Origin of the sequence: Mesorhizobium sp. M0077 (assembly GCF_040322955.1) — a bacterium.
Taxonomy (GTDB): Bacteria; Pseudomonadota; Alphaproteobacteria; order Rhizobiales; family Rhizobiaceae; genus Mesorhizobium.
Genome location: NZ_JAMYUL010000010.1, coordinates 41,752 through 59,662, shown reverse-complemented (window position 1 = coordinate 59,662; position 17,911 = coordinate 41,752). Strand labels below are relative to the sequence as shown.

Sequence of the window (17,911 nt, the reverse complement as noted above, 5' to 3'; positions counted from 1 at the left end):
CGGGGCAAGACCCAAGAGAAGGCCCGCCAACCTTGCGGTTGGGGGCCTTCGATCTTCAAACGCTGCTGGTCGATCAGCTCTTCAGCTTGGCGTTGCAGAGGCTGTAATAGCCGCCGCCCTTCTGGATCCAGCGAAGGCCGTTCAACGTACCCGCGTCCTTGTTGCCGTGGTAGCCCTGCAGGCAGGTCTTCATACGCGCCTTCGAGGGCTTCTCGGTCTTGAATTCGGCGGCGAGGGTGGTCGGGAATGTCACGCCCGTCGGCGCTACAGCGGGGGCGACCGCCGCGCTGGTTTCCTTCTGCGACTGCGGCTCGGTTTTGACCGCATCCGCATTGGCACTCTCCGCAGCTGACGTCGCGCATTTCTCGGTGCGGAAAGCGGTCCAATCCATGCCGTTCAGAGTGCCGCCTTCCTTGGCTGTGCGATAGGCCTCGCCGCATTCCTTCATCGTCAGTGCGCTTGCAGGGGCGACGCTCCAAGCAATCCATGCCGTCACAGCCAATGCCGCCAATTTCAATCTGGACATAAGACCCTCCTGGTGTACAAAAGTTCGATGTCCTTTTGTATACCATTTGTTCTCCGTATGTTCAACTGGAATCTTTGCGAACCACCGATATGTCTGGGGTGGGCAGTGTGGGCGAATAGATGATGCCGACAGCTTCCGCGATATGTAAACGCGATCAACGCCGGGTGTGTTCGAGCGCAATAAAAAGGCCCGCGCATGCTGCGATGCGCGGGCCTTTGTCTGGAGAATATGGCTACGCGATCAGCTCTTCAGCTTGGCATTGCAGAGGCTGTAGAAGCCGCCGCCCTTCTGGATCCAGCGCAGGCCATTGAGCGTGTTGGCGTCCTTGTTGGCATAATACACCTCGAGGCAGGTATGCATGCGGCCCTTGGCCGGCGTCTCGCCGGCGTATTTCTTTGAGATCGCGGCCGGGAACTTGACACCTTTGGGAGCGCTGACCGAGGGCTTCTCGGGCTCGCTGGTATAGGTCGCCTCGCTCGGAGCCGGCACGGTGTCGTCGTCATCTGCGCCTGCGCCGCATTCGGCCTTGCGGAAGTCGTTCCACTTCTTGCCGCCCAGCGTGTTGGCAGACTTGGCAGCCTGGTACTTGGCGCTGCAATCGGCCATGCTCAGGCCCTTGCCGCTGCTGTCGGCAGCTGCCTTGGTGGTTGCCTTGGCGGGTGCTGCCGCGGCCGAGGCCCCGGCGGCGCATTCGGCCTTGCGGAAGTCGTTCCACTTCACGCCGTTCAGCGTGCCGGCGGCCTTTGCCGCCTGGTATTTGGTGCTGCATTCCTTGGCCGTCAGGCCCTTGGCGCCATCGTCGGTTGTGGCTGCGGCCTTGGTCGTGGCTTTGGCCGGTTCTGCCGCGGCGGATGCGCCGGCGGCGCATTCGGTCTTGCGGAAGTCGTTCCACTTTGCGCCATTGAGCGTACCGGCGGCCTTGGCAGCCTGGTACTTAGCGCTGCATTCCTTGGCCGTCAGACCCTTGGCGCCGTTATCAGCAGCGGCGGCCTTGGTCGTGTCCGTCTTGGCCGCAGCGGCCTTCTTGGCCGCCGGCTTTGCGGTCTCGGTGGTGGCCGCCGCGTCGGTGCCGCACTCGGCCTTCCGATACTGATTCCAGGTCTGCCCGTTCAGCGTGCCGGCGTCCTTGGCGGCATTATACTTGGTACTACACTGGGCCATGGTCAGCGCGCTGGCGGGCGCCGCCATGAACCAGGTTGCGACGGCAAGACCCGTCAAAGTTGCAAGTCGGTGGATGAGCATGGCGTTCTCCCATTGCTGCGCCCATAGGTTGTACCTGTGTCAATCAATAGCTCTCAACGCTAGGCTGCGCCAGATGCTAAACGGCGTTCTCCCGATAAGGTGATGACCCTTGCGATCTGCCCCTCCAACAGTCCGGCTTACCGGCCCAATCTGCGCAGTGTGGCCCAGTGTGAATGTTATATTGCGGCAACACCGTGTCATGATACGCTGCCAACGCTCCGAACAGCCTGCTACAATGATTTTCTAAGAATTGGTAATATACAATCACACAATGTGATAGTCGGGCTCGGACCAATTGTGGCATTACGAGCCGGCTGAAAACCGACGGGGATTCTGGCAAGCATGGCAGGACGTTATTTTGGCACCGACGGCATTCGCGGGCGCGCCAACAAGTTTCCGATGACGGCTGAGATCGCGATGCGGGTCGGCATGGCCGCCGGCCTCTCGTTCCAGCGCGGCAGCCATCGCCACCGCGTCGTGCTCGGCAAGGATACCAGGCTGTCCGGCTACATGATCGAAAACGCCATGGTGTCCGGCCTGTGCGCGGCCGGCATGGATGTGTTCCTGCTCGGCCCGATCCCGACACCGGCGGTCGCCATGCTGGTACGCTCGCTGCGTGCCGATATCGGCGTCATGATCTCGGCCTCGCACAATCCCTATTACGACAACGGCATCAAGCTGTTCGGTCCCGACGGGTACAAGCTCTCCGACGAGATCGAGGAGCGCATCGAGAGCATGCTCGACAAGGATATCGAACTGGCGCTCGCCGATTCCGACGGACTTGGCCGCGCCAAGCGCGTCGACGGCGTGCATGACCGCTACATCGAATTCGCCAAGCGCACGCTGCCGCGCTCAATGTCGCTGTCGGGTCTCAGGATCGTCGTCGATTGCGCCAACGGCGCGGCCTACAAGGTGGCGCCAGCAGCACTTTGGGAACTGGGCGCCGAGGTCATTGCCATCAATGTCGATCCGAACGGTTTTAACATCAACAAGGAATGCGGCTCGACCCATCCGGCCGGCCTGCAGAAGAAGGTGCATGAAGTGCGCGCCGATATCGGCATCGCACTCGACGGCGATGCCGACCGTGTCGTCATCGTCGACGAGAACGGCACCATCGTCGACGGTGACCAGATCATGGCGCTGATCGCCGAGTCCTGGCACCAGAGCGGGCGACTGGCCGGCGGCGGCGTCGTCTCGACGGTGATGTCCAATCTCGGCCTCGAACGCTTCCTTGGCGACATGAAGCTGCAGCTGCATCGCACCAAGGTCGGCGACCGCTATGTCGTGGAACATATGCGCGCGCACGGGTTGAATGTCGGCGGCGAGCAGTCGGGCCACATTGTGCTGTCCGATTTCTCGACCACTGGCGACGGGCTGGTCTCGGCTCTGCAGGTGCTGGCCTGCATCAAGCGGCAGAACCGGCCGGTCAGCGAATTGTCGAAGAAATTCGAGCCGGTGCCGCAGCTGTTGAAGAATGTCCGCATCGCCGGCGGCAAGCCGCTTGAGGAAGCCACGGTCAAGGCGGTGATCGAAGACGCGCGCAACCGTCTCGGCAAGGCCGGCCGCCTGGTCATACGGCCCTCCGGCACCGAGCCGCTGATCCGCGTCATGGCCGAGGGCGACGACCCACAGCTGGTCGAGGCCGTGGTCAACGACATCGTCGACATTATTTCGGAAACGCGTAGCGCCGCCTGATTGCGCTGCGTCCAACGGCAGGGGCGAACTGCCGGCTCAAGACTTCAAGCCCGCCTGCAGGCGGGCTTTTTGTTTCGGCCAGGGTTGGTCCCAGCGTTATGCCGGCGGAGACAGTTTGCTAAAATGTCGAGAATTCGTGGTTAATCGACAGGGTTAAACGCCTTTTAACTTTTCCAATTCATTATCCACAACTGAGGTCAATCACATTCGGGCAAGTTGGACTTTCCCGACGGTTCTCAGGGGTGACAAACATGTTCAATACAGCAAAAAAGGCCCTCCTTGCCGCGCTGTTCGCAGGTGTGGCCGGGCCAGTATTCGCCGCCGATCTGGCGGAGCCGCCGGTGGTCGAAGAGGCGCCGGCGCCGATCGCCTACGAGCAGCCGGCCGATTTCGGCGGCTGGTACATCCGCGGCGACATCGACTATCATAAATCGGATTTGCGCGGCATCGACTATATCACCTACGGGCCGCCTCCCGGCAGCAATGTTTTCGATTCCGGCGAGCTTAAGGGCGGCTTCTCACTCGGCGCCGGCATTGGCTACAAGATCAACGATCATTTCCGTACCGACCTGACAGCCGACTATTGGTTCGCTTCGGACTTCAACGGATCAACCAACGATGGCGTTACGACATCGGTCGAAGTGTCGAAAATGAGCGCATTGCTGCTCTTGGCCAACGCCTATTACGATATCGGTACCTGGCACGGCATCACGCCTTATGTTGGCGCTGGCATCGGCGGCGCGCACGTCAAATGGGATACCGTCCACGACCCGAACACAACCGAGACCAACCCCGGGTCGAAGAATTGGCGCTTTGCCTACGCGCTCATGGCCGGCGCGTCCTATTGCCTTACCGACAGGGTGATCCTGGATGCCGGCTATCGCTACTCTCACATTGAGGGGGGCCGCATGTTCGACTTCGACGTGAGCAGTTCCGGGCCCGGCTTCGACCATGGCATCAACACACATGAGGTACGAGGCGGTCTGCGCTATCAGTTCGGCGGCAATAATGGTTGCACATCGCCGGAGCCCTACGTTCCAGAGCCGGAGCCGATCTACACCAAGTAGTCGCTTCGAAATCCAGGAATTCGCGAACCGCCCGGTCTTGCCGGGCGGTTTTCGTTTGCCGATGTTTGCGCGTTTTCAACCGGCCGCGTGTGCCGAAGAAACCCAATCGAAATCAATTCGGTACGCCGCGTTATCCTTAACCCTGACTTAACCACTATGGTTAACAATGCTTGGTGAAACGGCGCTTGCGATCAAAATGACGGGCGCCAATTTCAGGAGCCGGGGACCCATGAATTTCAAATCGCTGACAGCGCCGGCGCTCGCCGCACTCGTCCTTGTGCCGCTGACGCCGGCGCAGGCCGCGGACTACGATCCGCCGATCTATGTCGATCAGGCGCCGGACTATCAACCGGTCGAGGTCGGCTCGGGCTGGTATCTGCGCGGCGACGTCTCTTATCTGGCGCAGAAGAGCTACGAGGATCAGGATTTCACCTTCGCCCCCGCGAGCTTCAGCGAGAAGCAGGATCCGGCCTTTGCCAGCATCGGCTTCGGCTACCACTTCAACGACTATCTGCGCGGCGACGTCAATCTTGGCTATCTGCCCGGCAACAAGATCGGCGTCGGCTTTGACGATTCGGCGACGCCGCCGCCGGGTGGTGCGACCATCGCGTCGGCATCGCTGCAAAATTATTCCCTGTCGGGCATGGTCAATGGCTATGTCGATCTCGGCACTTATGTCGGGATCACGCCCTACCTCGGCGCCGGCATTGGGCTGGTCCGGAGCAAATACAAGCTGTCGGCGAGTTACTTCACCGACAATGTCGACCCTACGGATGATTTCGTCCGGAACGACAACAAGACCCAGTATTCCCTCGCCTACACGCTGGATGCGGGCCTGGCCTATCAGGTGACCAAGAATGTTTCTGTAGATCTCGGCTACCAGTACTTCTCCGCGCCGGATGCCGAATATGTCACGGCCGAGAGCCTGACCTCCTATCCGATCCGCAAGGGCATCAGCAATCATCAGGTCAAGCTCGGCCTGCGCTACGACCTCTGGTAGGAAGATTGCTGTTCGGAAGCCCAACGGCGGATCTCTTCGATCCGCTGTTTGCGTTTTAGCCCACGACATGCTGATCCCGTATCGCCGGTATCCCGCCAGCGACAAAAACTTTCCTCTTGACGCCTGAGGGCTGAACGCATATCGCCGTCCGTGGGCCACCCCTCCCCAACGAGGGGCCACTATCTGGAAGGATAGACCACGATGACGACGCATACGAAGCCCGGACTCCGTCCGGCAAACCCCAATTTCTCCTCAGGTCCCTGCGCAAAACGCCCCGGCTGGTCGGTCGAGGCACTGAAGAATGCTGCGCTCGGCCGTTCCCACCGCGCCAAGATCGGCAAGACCAAGCTCGAACAGGCGATCGAGCTGACGCGCGAGATTCTCCAGGTTCCGGCCGATTACCGCATCGGCATCGTGCCGGCGTCGGACACGGGTGCTGTCGAGATGGCGCTGTGGTCGCTGCTCGGTGAACGCGGTGTCGACATGGTGGCATGGGAAAGCTTTGGCTCCGGCTGGGTCACCGACGTGGTCAAGCAGCTGAAGCTAGTCGATATCAGAAAGATCGAGACAGGCTATGGCGAGCTGCCGGATCTCACCAAGATCGATTTCGACCGCGATGCGGTCTTCACCTGGAACGGCACGACCTCAGGCGTGCGCGTACCGAATGGCGATTTCATTCCAGCCGACCGCAAAGGCCTGACCATCTGCGACGCGACCTCGGCCGCATTCGCGCAGAGGCTCGATTTCCAGAAGCTCGATGTCGTCACTTTCTCCTGGCAGAAAGTGCTGGGCGGCGAGGGCGCACACGGCATGCTGATCCTGTCGCCGCGCGCCGTCGAGCGACTGGAAACCTACAAGCCGGCGTGGCCGCTGCCGAAAATCTTCCGCCTGACCTCGGGCGGCAAGCTGATCGAAGGCGTCTTCAAGGGCGAGACCATCAACACGCCGTCGATGCTGTGCGTCGAGGACTATCTCGATGCACTTCATTGGGCGAAGTCGATCGGCGGTCTCGATGCCTTGATTGCCAGAGCCGATGCCAATGCCGCCGTGCTCGATGGCTTTGTCGACAAATCGTCCTGGCTAGGCCATCTCGCGGTCGATGCGGCGACACGGTCCAACACGTCCGTATGTCTGTCCTTCACCGACGCCGATGTCGCGGCGCTCGACGCCGACGGGCAGGCGGCTTTCGCCAAGGCGATCGTCTCTGTGCTCGACAAGGAAGGCGTCGCGTACGACATCGGATCCTATCGCGATGCACCTTCCGGCCTGCGCATCTGGTGCGGTGCCACCGTCGAGACATCCGATCTCGAGGCGCTGCTGCCTTGGCTCGACTGGGCCTTCGCCACGCAGAAGGCTTCGCTGAAGGCCGCAGCCTGAGATTTCGTGGTGGCCTGCGGGCCGCCCTTTCCCGACAATCCAGTTCAAGGAGGCCGCCATGGCGCCCCGCGTTCTCGTCTCTGACAAACTCTCCACCACCGCCGTCCAGATATTCAAGGACCGCGGTATCGAGGTCGACTATTTGCCCGATCTCGGCAAGGACAAGGAAAAGCTGCTCGAAGTCATCGACCAGTATGATGGTCTTGCCATCCGCTCGGCGACCAAGGTCACGGAAAAACTGATCAACGCAGCGACAAGACTCAAGGTCGTCGGCCGCGCCGGCATCGGTGTCGACAATGTCGACATCCCCGCGGCGAGCCGCAAGGGCATCATCGTGATGAACACGCCCTTCGGCAATTCGATCACCACGGCCGAACATGCGGTGGCCATGATCTTTGCACTCGCCCGGCAGATCCCGGAGGCCAATGCCTCGACCCATGCCGGCAAATGGGAAAAGAACCGTTTCATGGGCGTCGAGATCACCGGCAAGACGCTGGGTGTCATCGGCTGCGGCAATATCGGCTCGATCGTCGCCACGCGCGGCGTCGGCCTGAAGATGCATGTCGTTGCCTTCGACCCGTTCCTGTCGGACAAGCGCGCCGAGGAACTCGGCGTCGACAAGGTCGAGCTGGACGAGCTTTTCGCCCGCGCCGATTTCATCACGCTGCACACGCCGCTGACCGACAAGACGCGCAACATCATCGACGCGGCGGCGATCGCCAAAATGAAGAACGGCGTGCGCATCATCAATTGCGCGCGTGGCGGGCTCATCGTCGAAGCCGACCTGGTCGCGGCGCTGAAGAGCGGCAAGGTGGCGGGCGCCGGCGTCGATGTGTTCGAGGTCGAACCGGCGGAGAACAACGCGCTGTTCGGCATGGAGAATGTGGTGGCAACGCCGCATCTCGGCGCCTCGACAGCGGAAGCACAGGAAAATGTTGCGCTGCAAGTAGCCGAGCAGATGGCCGACTATCTGATCAAGGGTGCGGTTTCGAATGCCATCAACATGCCCTCGATCACGGCCGAGGAAGCACCGCGGCTAAAGCCGTTCGTCAAGCTCGCCGAAGTGCTCGGCGCCTTTGTCGGCCAGGTCACCGAGGACCCGATCAACGAGGTCGAGATCCTGTTCGACGGCTCGACCGCGACGATGAACACGCGCGCCCTGATCAGTGCGACGCTCGCCGGGCTGATCCGGCCGCAGGTCGCCGACGTCAATATGGTGTCGGCGCCGATCATGGTGAAGGAGCGCGGCATCATCGTCGCCGAGGTCAAGCGCGACAAGTCGGGCGTGTTCGACGGCTACATCAAGCTGACGGTGAAGACCGAGCACATGACGCGCTCGATCGCCGGCACCTGCTTCTCCGACGGCAAGCCGCGCTTCATCCAGATCAAGGGCATCAATCTCGACGCCGAGGTCGGCCAGCACATGCTCTACACAACCAATGCCGATGCGCCCGGCATTATCGGCCTGCTCGGCACGGTGTGCGGCGAGAACGGCGTCAACATCGCCAACTTCCAGCTCGGCCGCAACCGGCCGGGCGGCGACGCGATCGCGCTGCTCTATCTCGACGCGCCGTTCCCGGAGAAAGTGCTGGAACAGGTCAAGGCGCACAAGTCCATCGACTCGGCCAAGCGGCTGCAGTTCGACGTCAACGCAATGTAGTTGACGGCGTGGCGGATGCGGCGGTCCTCCCCCCATCATTGGGGCGGCCGTCGCAGAGGCCGGTTCAGGTCAATTCGTCTGAGCCGTCGGAGACGCCCACGCGATGCCGATAGACCAGTTCCCAGCCCTTCCACCCTGTAAACAGCAGGATCAGAACCACGATCAGCGATAAGATAAAGCCGGTCGGGATCACAGCCGCCGCTCCACCGGCATAACGCGAGTACCAGTTATAAAGCTCGATCAGCACGACGAGCACGTTGCCGCCGGCATGGAGCCATGCCGTCGTGAGATTGCGGATCTGAACATCGCCGAGAACATCCGTCAGGCCGGTAAGAGCGGCCAAGGCGCCCATGATCAGGCCGGCGCCGAGAAGCCAAAGCGATCCGGTGACCCACCCGGGATCGGCTGTTTGCCAGAAAATCAGATCGCAAACGAAGGTGCCGACAAAGAAGGCGATCGGAAACGGAATCAGCATTGGGTGAATGGGGTGACCGGCAATGCTTGCCGTGCTGCGAGGGTTATGGCTCATCTTGTTGCCTCCCACGCAAGCAAACTCCGCCAGAGGTAAAATGTTCCAGGTCGGCGCGCGGCAGCAGTTATCGCGACGGCGGCGCAGCGCGGCAGCAGCCAAATGTTATCCGCGGCGGTTCGGTGCCGCCATCTTGCGCCCGCTGTATTCGGCGAGCGAAATGCCGCCCAGCACCAGGACGAGCGCCAGCGCCTGGTAGAGCTGGAATGTCTCGCCGACGATCAGCACTGACAGCAGCGTGCCGAAGATCGGCACCAGATTGATGAACAGCCCGGCACGGTTGGCGCCGATCAGTTCGTTGCCCCTGATGTAAGTGATCTGCGAAATGACCGAAGCGCCGATCGCGGTATAGACGATGACCACCCAGCCGCTGATATCGGGGACGATAACCTTGCCGGCGGCGACCTCCCACAGGAAGAACGGCAGCGAGGTGATGAGGGCAGCGATCGCCAGGGACAACATCAGGCTCTGCCAGCGCATCACCGGCTTCAGCCGCAGCCCGACCGAATAACCGCTGTAGAGGACGACCGCGACCAGCATGATGGCGTCGCCGAAATTGAGTTCCAATGGGAGCAGCCGGCGCGGATCGCCGTGGCAGGCAGTCAAGATGACACCGAAGATGGTCAGCACCACGCCCGCAATCTGCGCCCAGCTCACGCGCAGGCGGAAGAAGAAGAAATTGGCAATGATGATCAAGACCGGCATTGCCGCCTGTTCGATCGAGACATTGATCGCGGTCGTGTAGTTGAGCGCGGTGTAAAAAATGGTGTTGAACAGAGTGAAGCCGCTGGCGCCAAGTGCAGCCAGCACGAACCAGTGTTTGCGCACCACCTGCCAGTCCTCCCTGATCGTGCGCCAGCCGATCGGCAGCAGGATCGCGACGGCCAGCACCCAGCGCAGGAAGACCAGCGTCATCGGCGAGACGTGATCGACCGCCAGCTTGCCGGCGACGGAATTGCCGCCCCACAGCAGGGTGGTCAGCAGCAGGAACAGGTAGGCGCGTCGATGCATTGCGGGATTCCGGCCGCCTGGGAAGTTGTGTTTGCCGGCCTATTGCCCCCGCCGACGCAAGTAAATGATGTCAAAGCCGAAAATTGTTGTGCCTCAGGGCATTTTCGGCGGCAAAGAAAGGTCGCGCTTGCGAGGTCTTGACGCTATAGAGGCCTGTCGTTTCGAACCATATCCAGGCCGCCAGGGCGGCATCTCAAGGGAAAAGAAACATGGCCAATGTGGTGGTCGTCGGCTCGCAATGGGGCGACGAAGGCAAGGGCAAGATCGTCGACTGGTTGTCGGAGCGCGCCGACGTGGTCGTGCGCTTCCAGGGCGGCCACAATGCCGGCCATACGCTGGTCGTCGACGGCAAGGTCTACAAACTGTCGCTGCTGCCGTCGGGCGTGGTGCGGCAAGGCAAGCTGTCGATCATCGGCAATGGCGTCGTCTTCGACCCGCACGCCTTCGTCGCGGAAGTGGCAAAACTCAAGGCGCAAGGCGTCGAGGTCACGCCGGACCGCCTGAAAATAGCCGAAAACACGGCGCTTATCCTGTCGCTGCACCGGGAGCTGGACGGATTCCGCGAGGACGCCGCCTCCAATTCCGGGACGAAAATTGGCACGACGCGTCGTGGCATCGGCCCAGCCTATGAAGACAAGGTGGGCCGGCGCGCGGTTCGGGTGATGGATCTGGCGGATTTGGAAACGCTGCCTCTCAAGGTCGACAGGCTGCTGACGCATCACAATGCGCTGCGTCGCGGGCTTGGCCATGGCGAAGTCACGCATGAGGCGATCATGACCGAGCTGACCTCGGTCGCCGATGAGATCCTGCCCTATATGGACCGCGTCTGGAAAATCCTCGACGACAAGCGCCGCGCCGGCGAACGCATCCTGTTCGAGGGCGCGCAAGGCACGCTGCTCGACATCGACCACGGCACCTATCCGTTCGTCACCTCGTCCAACACCGTTGCCGGCCAGGCAGCCGCCGGCTCGGGGGTGGGCCCCGGCGCCATCGGCTATGTCCTGGGCATCACCAAGGCCTATACGACGCGTGTCGGCGAAGGCCCGTTCCCGACCGAGCAGAAGAACGAGATCGGCGAATTTCTCGGTACGCGTGGCCACGAATTCGGCGTCGTCACCGGGCGCAAACGCCGTTGCGGCTGGTTCGACGCCGTGCTGGTGCGCCAGGCCGTCGCCGTCAACGGTATCAAGGGCATCGCCCTGACCAAACTCGACGTGCTCGACGGGCTGGATGAGATCAAGGTCTGCACCGGCTACCGTCTCGACGGCGAAACGATCGACTATCTGCCGGCCAGCCAGGGCGCGCAGGCGCGTGTCGAGCCGGTCTACGAGACGCTCGAAGGCTGGAAAGGCACCACAGCCGGCGCGCGCAGCTGGAACGACCTTCCGGCGCAGGCCGTCAAATATGTCCGTTACATCGAGGAGCTGATCGGGGCACCCGTCGCGCTCCTTTCCACCAGCCCGGAACGGGACGACACGATACTTGTGACCGATCCGTTTCAAGACTAGTTTTCTGAAGCCTTTCCGGGCATCGCGGCCGATTTGCGGGGGCCGGCGCGGAAACAAAATACAGGTCGACTGAAGCATGGCAGATTTCGTTGCTATTCTGAAAAAGGCGCTCGACAAGCACGGCGACGAAACGCCCGAAAAGCGTACGCGGATCTATGACAGCGTTCGTACCATGCTGGCAAAGAAGCTTGCGGAGTATTCGCCGCCGCTGGCCGCCGAAGCCATAAGCACGCAGAAGCGATCCCTGGAAGATGCCATCTCGAGCGTCGAGCGCGACTATGCCAGGGCGGTGCCGGCATCCGATCCGCTGGCGGAGCTGGAGCACATCTTCTCCTCCATCGACCGCAACAAGAACCAGTCCAGTCATGTAAAGCCTTCCGCCACGCCTGCGCCGGCCTGGCAGCCGGCGAAACCCGTGCAGCCGGCGCCGACCGCCAGGACAGAGCCGAGCTGGCAGAGGCCCGCGCCGACACCGCCGTCGCCTGCGGCGCGTGCAGAAACCATCGACAAGCAAGCCGTGGAGCTGGACGCCGACGACGACAGCGCCGATGTGTTCGCCAATGACGAGCAGCCGGTCGCGGACACGTTCCAGCGCCTGCGCCCAGCCGAGCGCAGGCGCAGCTATGGCGGGTTGATCGCGGCTGTCGTCGCGCTTCTGGTGGTCGCCGGCGGCGGCTATGGCATCTGGCTGAACAAGGATGCCTTTGGCTCGATGCTGGGCCTCGGCGGCGACACCAAGACGGTCTCGACCGAACCGCTGGTAAAGCCGGCGCCGGCCAAGCCCGCGGCCGATGCACCGGCACCGGCCGCTGCCGGCGAGGGAACGAAGTTCACCCAGCGCCTGTCGCCCGAAGGCGGTGAAACCGACCCCGGTCCCGCGGCCGGTCAAAGCGGCATCGGCGAGGGCGAGTCCGTCGCCGCGCTGACCACACCGCCCCCCCCGGCTCCAGCGCCACCTGCGGCTCCAGCGCCTGCGACCCCGCCGGCCGGCGACGCCGCAGCCACGGGCGCGCCCGCCACGCCGGCGCCCGACGCTTCCGCCACGCCACCGGCAACGCCGCCCGCCGATGGCGTCGCACCGCCGGCCAATGGGGCAGCACCGGCTGATGCCGCCGCCACGCCGCCCGCTGCGCCGGCGGCCGCCGCTCCCGCGCCGACCGTTGCGGTCGGCCAGAAGGCGATCTTCTACGAGGAACGCACCTCGACCGCGCAAGGTTCGGCCGAACCCGGCAGCATCGTCTGGTCGCTGGTGCAGGAATCGCCCGGCGGCGACCTGCCGCCCGAGCCGGCGATCCGCGCCGAGGCGACCATTCCCGGCAAGGACATCCAGCTGCGCATGACCATCCGCCGCAATACCGACCAGACGCTGCCGGCCAGCCACATCATCGAGATGATCTTCCTGACGCCCGAGGGCTTTGACGGCGGTGGCGTCGACAACATCCTGCGCGTCGCCATGAAGAGTTCGGAACAGGATGCCGGCAGCCCGCTGATCGGCATTCCGGCCAAGATCGCCGACGGCTTCTTCCTGGTGGCGCTCAACGACACCAAGGCCGACGAGGACGCCAATATGACCTTGCTTCGAGGCCAGGACTGGATCGACGTGCCGGTGGTCTACAAGACCGGACGCCGGGCGCTGCTGACCATGGAAAAGGGCATTCCGGGCGAGAAGGTGTTCGACGAGGCGCTGAAGGCCTGGCAGGCCAAGACGGCAGGTTGACGGGCGGCAGTAGCGGCTGCCTTCGCTCAGAAGCCCTGGAACAGCATGTCGAGGGCGGCGACGATGTCGTCGTGATGTCTAGAAAGGTTTCCCTCTGGCATCCGCAATTCGGACGCGCTGAAGGCCGACACAAACTGTGTGACCATCACAAGATCTTTGCCGTTTATAGCGAAGGTCGGGTTCAGGCGGCGGCCAGGAAGCGGGGCAATCTCGGGCGGCATCAAAGGAACGACCACCCTCGTGCTCAGCCCTTCAAGCATATCTGACTGCACGTCGAGAAGATAACCGTCGCTCTCGGTACTCCGATAGAAATCGTAACGCGCCATCAGAACGGCCGGTGTTTAGCCAATGGCAGTCCGTTCTTTCGGACATATTCGTTGGAGCTTTCGATGGCTTCCCTGTTTTCTTCTTGCCATCGACGCGTTTTCTCCGCCGCAATCGCTTTCGCGATCCCTGCTTCGGCAGCGCGGGAGATGTTGATGCCCAACGCTTTGGCGTCCTTGATCAACTGAGAGTCAATGGACGTGTTGACAGAGGTCCGCTGAGTTTTTGGCGTCGATTGAAGCACGGAGATGCCTCCTTTCATGCGCACAATATACGCGCATAAAAGACCGCAGGCAATGCTACCCCTCCATCTCCTCACGCAGCATTTCCAGTTCCAGCCACTCTTCCTCGAGTGCGGCCAGCGTGGCGCGTTCCTTGTCGAGGGCGGCGATGGTCTTTTGGAACGAGGCCGGGTCGCGCTCGTAATAGGCGGGATCGGCGATGTTGTTTTCCAAACGCGAGATCGAGGCCATTACCGCCTCGATCTTCTTGGGCAGCGATTCCAGGGCGAATTTCTGCTTGAACGACAGTTTCTTCGACGGCCCTTTTGGCGCTGCCGGCTCGCTCTTGCCCGGCGCCGGCGCATCGCTGGCTTCGGCCTTGGCGCGCGCCTTGCGGTCGTCGAGCCGGGTGCCGCCGCGCTGCGCCAGCATGTCGGAATAGCCACCGGCATATTCGATCCAGCGGCCGCCTCCGTCCGGGGCGATGATGCTGGTGACGGTGCGGTCGAGGAAGTCGCGGTCGTGGCTGACCAGGATGACCGTGCCGGCAAAGCCGGCGACAAGTTCCTGCAACAGTTCCAGCGTCTCCATGTCGAGATCGTTGGTCGGCTCGTCGAGCACCAGAAGGTTGGCCGGCCGCGCCAGAACACGCGCCAGGAGCAGCCGCGCCCGTTCGCCGCCGGACAGCTCGCGCACCGGGGTGCGCGCCTGTTCCGGCTTGAACAGGAAATCCTTCATGTAGGACACGACATGGCGCTGCTCGCCATTGATGACGAGGTTTTCGCCGCGCCCGTCCGTGAGATACTGCGCCAGGGTCTCGGCCGGATCGACCGCCTCGCGCTTCTGGTCGAGCGTGGCGATTTCCAGATTGGTGCCGAGCCGCACCGAGCCGGCATCGGGCTTCATCTCGCCGGTGAGCATCTTCAACAGCGTCGTCTTGCCGGCGCCGTTCGGCCCGACAAGGCCGACGCGATCGCCGCGCTGGATGCGGGTCGAGAAGCCCTTGACCACGGTCAGGTCGCCAAAACTCTTCTCGATGTTCTTGGCCTCGATCACCAGCTTGCCGGATTCGGCGGCGTCGCTGGCCACCATGGTCGCCGAGCCCTCGGCGCCGCGATGGCCGCGAAAACGCTGGCGCATGGTCTGCAGTTCGCCCAGGCGGCGCATGTTGCGTTTGCGGCGAGCCGTCACGCCATAGCGCAGCCAATGCTCCTCGCGCACGATCTGGCGGCCGAGCTTGTGCTGTTCGCGCTCTTCCTCTTCCAGCACAAGGTCGCGCCATTCCTCGAAATGGCCAAAGCCCTTGTCGAGGCGGCGGGTCTGGCCACGGTCGAGCCAGACAGTGGCGCGCGAGACGCGTTCGAGGAAGCGACGGTCGTGCGAGATGACGATCAGCGCCGAAGACGTCCGGACAAGCTCTTCTTCCAGCCATTCGATGACCGACAAATCGAGATGGTTCGTCGGCTCATCAAGCAGCAGAATATCGGGTTCGGGCGCCATGACGCGGGCAAGTGCTGCGCGGCGCGCCTCGCCGCCGGAGAGATCGTTGGGGTTCTCCGTGCCGGCGAGGCCGAGATGCTCCATCAGATATGTGGCGCGGTAGGGATCGTCGGCAGGCCCAAGCCCCGCCTCGACATAGGCGCGCACATTGGCAAAGCCGTCCATGTCGGGCATTTGCGGGAGATAGCGCACCGTTGACGAAGGCTGGCGGAAGACCTCGCCGTCTTGCGGCTCGATCAGACCAGCAGCAATCTTCAGGAGCGTCGACTTGCCGGAGCCGTTGCGGCCGACGAGCGCGATCTTGTCACCGGCGGACGCCGTCAGTTCGGCGCCATCGAGCAGCGGCGTGCCGCCAAAGGTCAGTCTTATGCCGTCGAGGTTGAGAAGGGGCGGGGCCATGTCAGCTTTCAGGCAAGGGGTAGGGGTGGGCGAGCAGCAGCGCGCGGCCATGGCCGAGCGCGATTTCGAGGCCGCCCCCGGTCGTGTTGGACTTGACCTCGTTCGAGATGGTCAGCGACGAGCCGAACAAGACCTCGACATGGTCGAGCGGCCACTTCGCGCCGGACACGGTGAGGCCCGAAAGATCGGAAAAGCCGAGCACCGAAAACAGCGTTCCGTCGGCATAGTCGAAGCCGGCCTTGCCATGCAGCAGAGGGGCGCCTTCCTGCGCTCCGCTGGTCAACAGCACTTTTGTGCCGGCCTCGGCCAGCCGCAGGCTGAGCGCCAGATGGAGGAAGGCGTGGTCGGCGCGCTTGCCGCCGAAAGCGCCGGCCAGCACCAGGCTGGTGGCGCCGCGTTCCAATGCCGCCGCGATCGCCAGTTCGCCATCGGTCTTGTCCTTTTCGGGAGGAAACACCTCCCGCGGCACGGCGGCGAGATCGGCAGGCAGGTCCGCCGGCACAGAATCGAAATCGCCGACCCACAGCTCCGGCATCAGGCCGATCAGGCGGGCATGACCGATGCCGGCGTCGGCGGCGATGACGCGCGTGCCCGCGACCTGGCGGTCGAGCCGCGGCGTGCGGACGAGATCGCCGCCAAGCAAGATGGTGAATGTGCTCATATCCGCTGGCCCTTACCAGCCCCGCCGACGAAACGGAAGGCCGAGCGGCACCGTCACTCTTTGTTGGAGCATGATCTTTTTCCGGAAACGGATTCCACTTTCCGGGATCATGCTCGGGCAAACTTCCGCTTGCGTGGCACCTTGGCCGGGCCTATGTGTCGAAACGCTCTAACGGGGTGCCGGACGCGATCTTCGCGGACCGGCTGAGAGGCAGTCTCGCCAACCCGCTGAACCTGATCCGGTTTGTACCGGCGGAGGGATTAGACGCTTCGGACAGCCCGACGCCTCAATTCCTTTCAACACGAATGAAGGAGGCGCCGATGCGCATTTTTTTGTCCCGTCTTGTCCCAGCGCTGGGGCTTGCTGTTTCGCTACTGGCAAGCCCTGCGTGCGCGCAGGAAAAACTCACGATCTATACCTATGAGAGTTTCACTGCCGACTGGGGTCCAGGCCCCCAGGTGAAGAAGGAATTCGAGGCCGAGTGTGGCTGCAGCGTCGACTTCGTCTCGGTCGCCGACGGCGTCGCACTTCTCAACCGCGTCAAGCTCGAAGGTGCCTCGACCAAGGCCGATATCGTGCTTGGTCTCGACACCAACCTCACCGCGGAAGCCAAGGCTTCCGGCCTGTTTGTCCCACATGGCGCGGTGGCTGAAAACAACGTGCCGGGCGGCTGGAGCGACGACACTTTCGTGCCCTACGATTATGGTTATTTCGCCGTCGTCTACGACACCGAAAAGCTGAAGAGCCCGCCGAAGAGCCTGAAGGAACTGGTCGAGGGCGATGCCGCCGACAAGATCGTCATCCAGGATCCGAGGACGTCGACGCCGGGCCTCGGCCTGCTGCTGTGGGTCAAGTCGGTCTATGGCGACAAGGCGCCGGAAGCCTGGGCGAAACTCAAGGGCAAAGTGCTGACGGTGACGCCGGGCTGGAGCGAGGCCTATGGCCTGTTCTCCAAGGGCGAGGCGCCGATGGTGCTTTCCTATACGACGTCGCCGGCCTACCACATGGTGGCCGAGAACACCGGGCGCTACCAGGCGGCCTCGTTCGAGGAAGGCGAGTATCTGCAGGTCGAGGTCGCCGGCATCACCACCACGGGCGCGAAGAACCCGCTGGCGGCGAAGTTCCTGGCCTTCATGACCGGGCCGAAATTCCAGGATGTCATTCCGGAGACCAACTGGATGTTCCCGGCCGGGAAAACCGACAAGCCGCTCAATCCGGCTTTTGATAGGCTGGTCAAGCCGGCGAAGACCTTGCTGTTCAGCCCGGAAGAGGTCGCGGCAAATCGCAAGGCCTGGGTGGATGAATGGCTGGCGGTGATGAGCAAGTAGGAATTCAGGATGGCGCTTGAACACCCCCCTCTGGCCTGCCGGCCATCTCCCCCGCAAGGGGGGAGATCAAGCGCTCGAAAGCTTTCGTCAACCTCCAACGCGGCGAGGATGGGGCGGGGAGCGAAGCTGCTAATCTCCCCCCTTGC

The 17,911-nt window shown here is 62.8% G+C and carries 16 protein-coding genes and 1 riboswitch; of the genes, 8 read left to right on the top strand and 8 right to left on the bottom strand.

What is annotated here, in order from left to right; translation table 11 throughout:
- Window positions 1–73: 73 nt before the first annotated feature.
- Window positions 74–526 carry a hypothetical protein gene (locus NKJ57_RS19620; RefSeq protein WP_023688968.1) on the bottom strand — a complete coding sequence of 151 codons (453 nt, stop codon included), beginning with the start codon at window positions 524–526 and terminating at the stop codon, window positions 74–76.
- A 240-nt stretch (window positions 527–766) separates the two neighbouring features.
- Window positions 767–1,768 (bottom strand): hypothetical protein, encoded by a 1,002-nt coding sequence (locus NKJ57_RS19615; protein ID WP_023742247.1) that lies wholly within the window; start codon window positions 1,766–1,768, stop codon window positions 767–769.
- A gap of 342 nt (window positions 1,769–2,110) precedes the next feature.
- On the opposite strand from NKJ57_RS19615, the gene glmM reads away from it, so the two are divergent.
- The 5 genes from glmM to serA all read left to right on the top strand — a co-directional run bounded on the left by glmM (window position 2,111) and on the right by serA (window position 8,567).
- Window positions 2,111–3,463, top strand: a complete 1,353-nt coding sequence (gene glmM / locus NKJ57_RS19610) for a phosphoglucosamine mutase (protein WP_023673591.1) — start codon at window positions 2,111–2,113, stop codon at window positions 3,461–3,463.
- A 251-nt stretch (window positions 3,464–3,714) separates the two neighbouring features.
- Complete coding sequence (locus tag NKJ57_RS19605) at window positions 3,715–4,530, top strand: outer membrane protein (RefSeq protein WP_023684191.1); 816 nt, start codon at window positions 3,715–3,717, stop codon at window positions 4,528–4,530.
- Window positions 4,531–4,759: 229 nt separating this feature from the next.
- Window positions 4,760–5,530 carry an outer membrane protein gene (locus tag NKJ57_RS19600; protein ID WP_023684192.1) on the top strand — a complete coding sequence of 257 codons (771 nt, stop codon included), beginning with the start codon at window positions 4,760–4,762 and terminating at the stop codon, window positions 5,528–5,530.
- A gap of 201 nt (window positions 5,531–5,731) precedes the next feature.
- Entirely contained in the window at window positions 5,732–6,907 is a 1,176-nt protein-coding gene (locus NKJ57_RS19595; protein WP_023742248.1) for a phosphoserine transaminase, read from the top strand.
- A 58-nt stretch (window positions 6,908–6,965) separates the two neighbouring features.
- The gene (gene serA, locus NKJ57_RS19590; protein WP_023726192.1) at window positions 6,966–8,567 is read left to right on the top strand and encodes a phosphoglycerate dehydrogenase; all 1,602 of its coding nucleotides are present in this window, start codon (window positions 6,966–6,968) and stop codon (window positions 8,565–8,567) included.
- A gap of 64 nt (window positions 8,568–8,631) precedes the next feature.
- Here the strand turns inward: serA and NKJ57_RS19585 are convergent, their stop codons facing one another.
- Together NKJ57_RS19585 and NKJ57_RS19580 are read right to left on the bottom strand one after the other, a co-directional pair.
- Window positions 8,632–9,096 carry a DUF2231 domain-containing protein gene (locus NKJ57_RS19585; protein WP_023726193.1) on the bottom strand — a complete coding sequence of 155 codons (465 nt, stop codon included), beginning with the start codon at window positions 9,094–9,096 and terminating at the stop codon, window positions 8,632–8,634.
- Between the two features lie 105 nt (window positions 9,097–9,201).
- Window positions 9,202–10,107, bottom strand: coding sequence for a DMT family transporter (locus NKJ57_RS19580; protein ID WP_023726194.1), 906 nt, complete (start codon window positions 10,105–10,107; stop codon window positions 9,202–9,204).
- 209 nt (window positions 10,108–10,316) lie between these two features.
- Here NKJ57_RS19580 and NKJ57_RS19575 point away from each other — a divergent pair, with 209 nt between their 5' ends.
- Entirely contained in the window at window positions 10,317–11,615 is a 1,299-nt protein-coding gene (locus NKJ57_RS19575) for an adenylosuccinate synthase (RefSeq protein WP_023684197.1), read from the top strand.
- Between the two features lie 76 nt (window positions 11,616–11,691).
- Window positions 11,692–13,332, top strand: coding sequence for a hypothetical protein (locus NKJ57_RS19570; RefSeq protein WP_027050813.1), 1,641 nt, complete (start codon window positions 11,692–11,694; stop codon window positions 13,330–13,332).
- Window positions 13,333–13,358: 26 nt separating this feature from the next.
- Here the strand turns inward: NKJ57_RS19570 and NKJ57_RS19565 are convergent, their stop codons facing one another.
- Genes NKJ57_RS19565 through NKJ57_RS19550 form a run of 4 tightly spaced genes read right to left on the bottom strand, consistent with a single transcriptional unit; the run spans window position 13,359 to window position 16,437 of the window.
- Window positions 13,359–13,658, bottom strand: a complete 300-nt coding sequence (locus NKJ57_RS19565) for a CcdB family protein (protein WP_023673676.1) — start codon at window positions 13,656–13,658, stop codon at window positions 13,359–13,361.
- Window positions 13,658–13,900, bottom strand: coding sequence for a type II toxin-antitoxin system CcdA family antitoxin (locus NKJ57_RS19560; protein ID WP_023693600.1), 243 nt, complete (start codon window positions 13,898–13,900; stop codon window positions 13,658–13,660). The genes NKJ57_RS19565 and NKJ57_RS19560 overlap by 1 nt, the downstream gene beginning before the upstream one ends.
- A gap of 55 nt (window positions 13,901–13,955) precedes the next feature.
- Window positions 13,956–15,776 (bottom strand): ABC-F family ATP-binding cassette domain-containing protein, encoded by a 1,821-nt coding sequence (locus tag NKJ57_RS19555; protein ID WP_023737032.1) that lies wholly within the window; start codon window positions 15,774–15,776, stop codon window positions 13,956–13,958.
- A 1-nt stretch (window position 15,777) separates the two neighbouring features.
- Entirely contained in the window at window positions 15,778–16,437 is a 660-nt protein-coding gene (locus NKJ57_RS19550) for a thiamine diphosphokinase (protein WP_023737031.1), read from the bottom strand.
- Window positions 16,438–16,599: 162 nt separating this feature from the next.
- A riboswitch (TPP riboswitch) is annotated at window positions 16,600–16,714 on the top strand.
- Between the two features lie 43 nt (window positions 16,715–16,757).
- Between NKJ57_RS19550 and thiB the strand changes: the two genes are divergently transcribed.
- Entirely contained in the window at window positions 16,758–17,765 is a 1,008-nt protein-coding gene (thiB, locus tag NKJ57_RS19545) for a thiamine ABC transporter substrate binding subunit (RefSeq protein ID WP_023754101.1), read from the top strand.
- The last annotated feature ends 146 nt before the right edge of the window (window positions 17,766–17,911 follow it).

What these genes read in the sequence shown, in the direction of transcription:
- thiB (WP_023754101.1), top strand. Translation starts at nt 16,758, where the DNA reads ATGCGCATTTTTTTGTCCCGTCTTGTCCCAGCGCTGGGGCTTGCTGTT.
- NKJ57_RS19570 (WP_027050813.1), top strand. Translation starts at nt 11,692, where the DNA reads ATGGCAGATTTCGTTGCTATTCTGAAAAAGGCGCTCGACAAGCACGGC.
- NKJ57_RS19565 (WP_023673676.1), bottom strand. Translation starts at nt 13,658, where the DNA reads ATGGCGCGTTACGATTTCTATCGGAGTACCGAGAGCGACGGTTATCTT.
- NKJ57_RS19550 (WP_023737031.1), bottom strand. Translation starts at nt 16,437, where the DNA reads ATGAGCACATTCACCATCTTGCTTGGCGGCGATCTCGTCCGCACGCCG.
- NKJ57_RS19580 (WP_023726194.1), bottom strand. Translation starts at nt 10,107, where the DNA reads ATGCATCGACGCGCCTACCTGTTCCTGCTGCTGACCACCCTGCTGTGG.
- NKJ57_RS19615 (WP_023742247.1), bottom strand. Translation starts at nt 1,768, where the DNA reads ATGCTCATCCACCGACTTGCAACTTTGACGGGTCTTGCCGTCGCAACC.
- NKJ57_RS19605 (WP_023684191.1), top strand. Translation starts at nt 3,715, where the DNA reads ATGTTCAATACAGCAAAAAAGGCCCTCCTTGCCGCGCTGTTCGCAGGT.
- NKJ57_RS19555 (WP_023737032.1), bottom strand. Translation starts at nt 15,776, where the DNA reads ATGGCCCCGCCCCTTCTCAACCTCGACGGCATAAGACTGACCTTTGGC.
- NKJ57_RS19575 (WP_023684197.1), top strand. Translation starts at nt 10,317, where the DNA reads ATGGCCAATGTGGTGGTCGTCGGCTCGCAATGGGGCGACGAAGGCAAG.
- glmM (WP_023673591.1), top strand. Translation starts at nt 2,111, where the DNA reads ATGGCAGGACGTTATTTTGGCACCGACGGCATTCGCGGGCGCGCCAAC.
- NKJ57_RS19620 (WP_023688968.1), bottom strand. Translation starts at nt 526, where the DNA reads ATGTCCAGATTGAAATTGGCGGCATTGGCTGTGACGGCATGGATTGCT.
- NKJ57_RS19595 (WP_023742248.1), top strand. Translation starts at nt 5,732, where the DNA reads ATGACGACGCATACGAAGCCCGGACTCCGTCCGGCAAACCCCAATTTC.
- NKJ57_RS19600 (WP_023684192.1), top strand. Translation starts at nt 4,760, where the DNA reads ATGAATTTCAAATCGCTGACAGCGCCGGCGCTCGCCGCACTCGTCCTT.
- serA (WP_023726192.1), top strand. Translation starts at nt 6,966, where the DNA reads ATGGCGCCCCGCGTTCTCGTCTCTGACAAACTCTCCACCACCGCCGTC.
- NKJ57_RS19585 (WP_023726193.1), bottom strand. Translation starts at nt 9,096, where the DNA reads ATGAGCCATAACCCTCGCAGCACGGCAAGCATTGCCGGTCACCCCATT.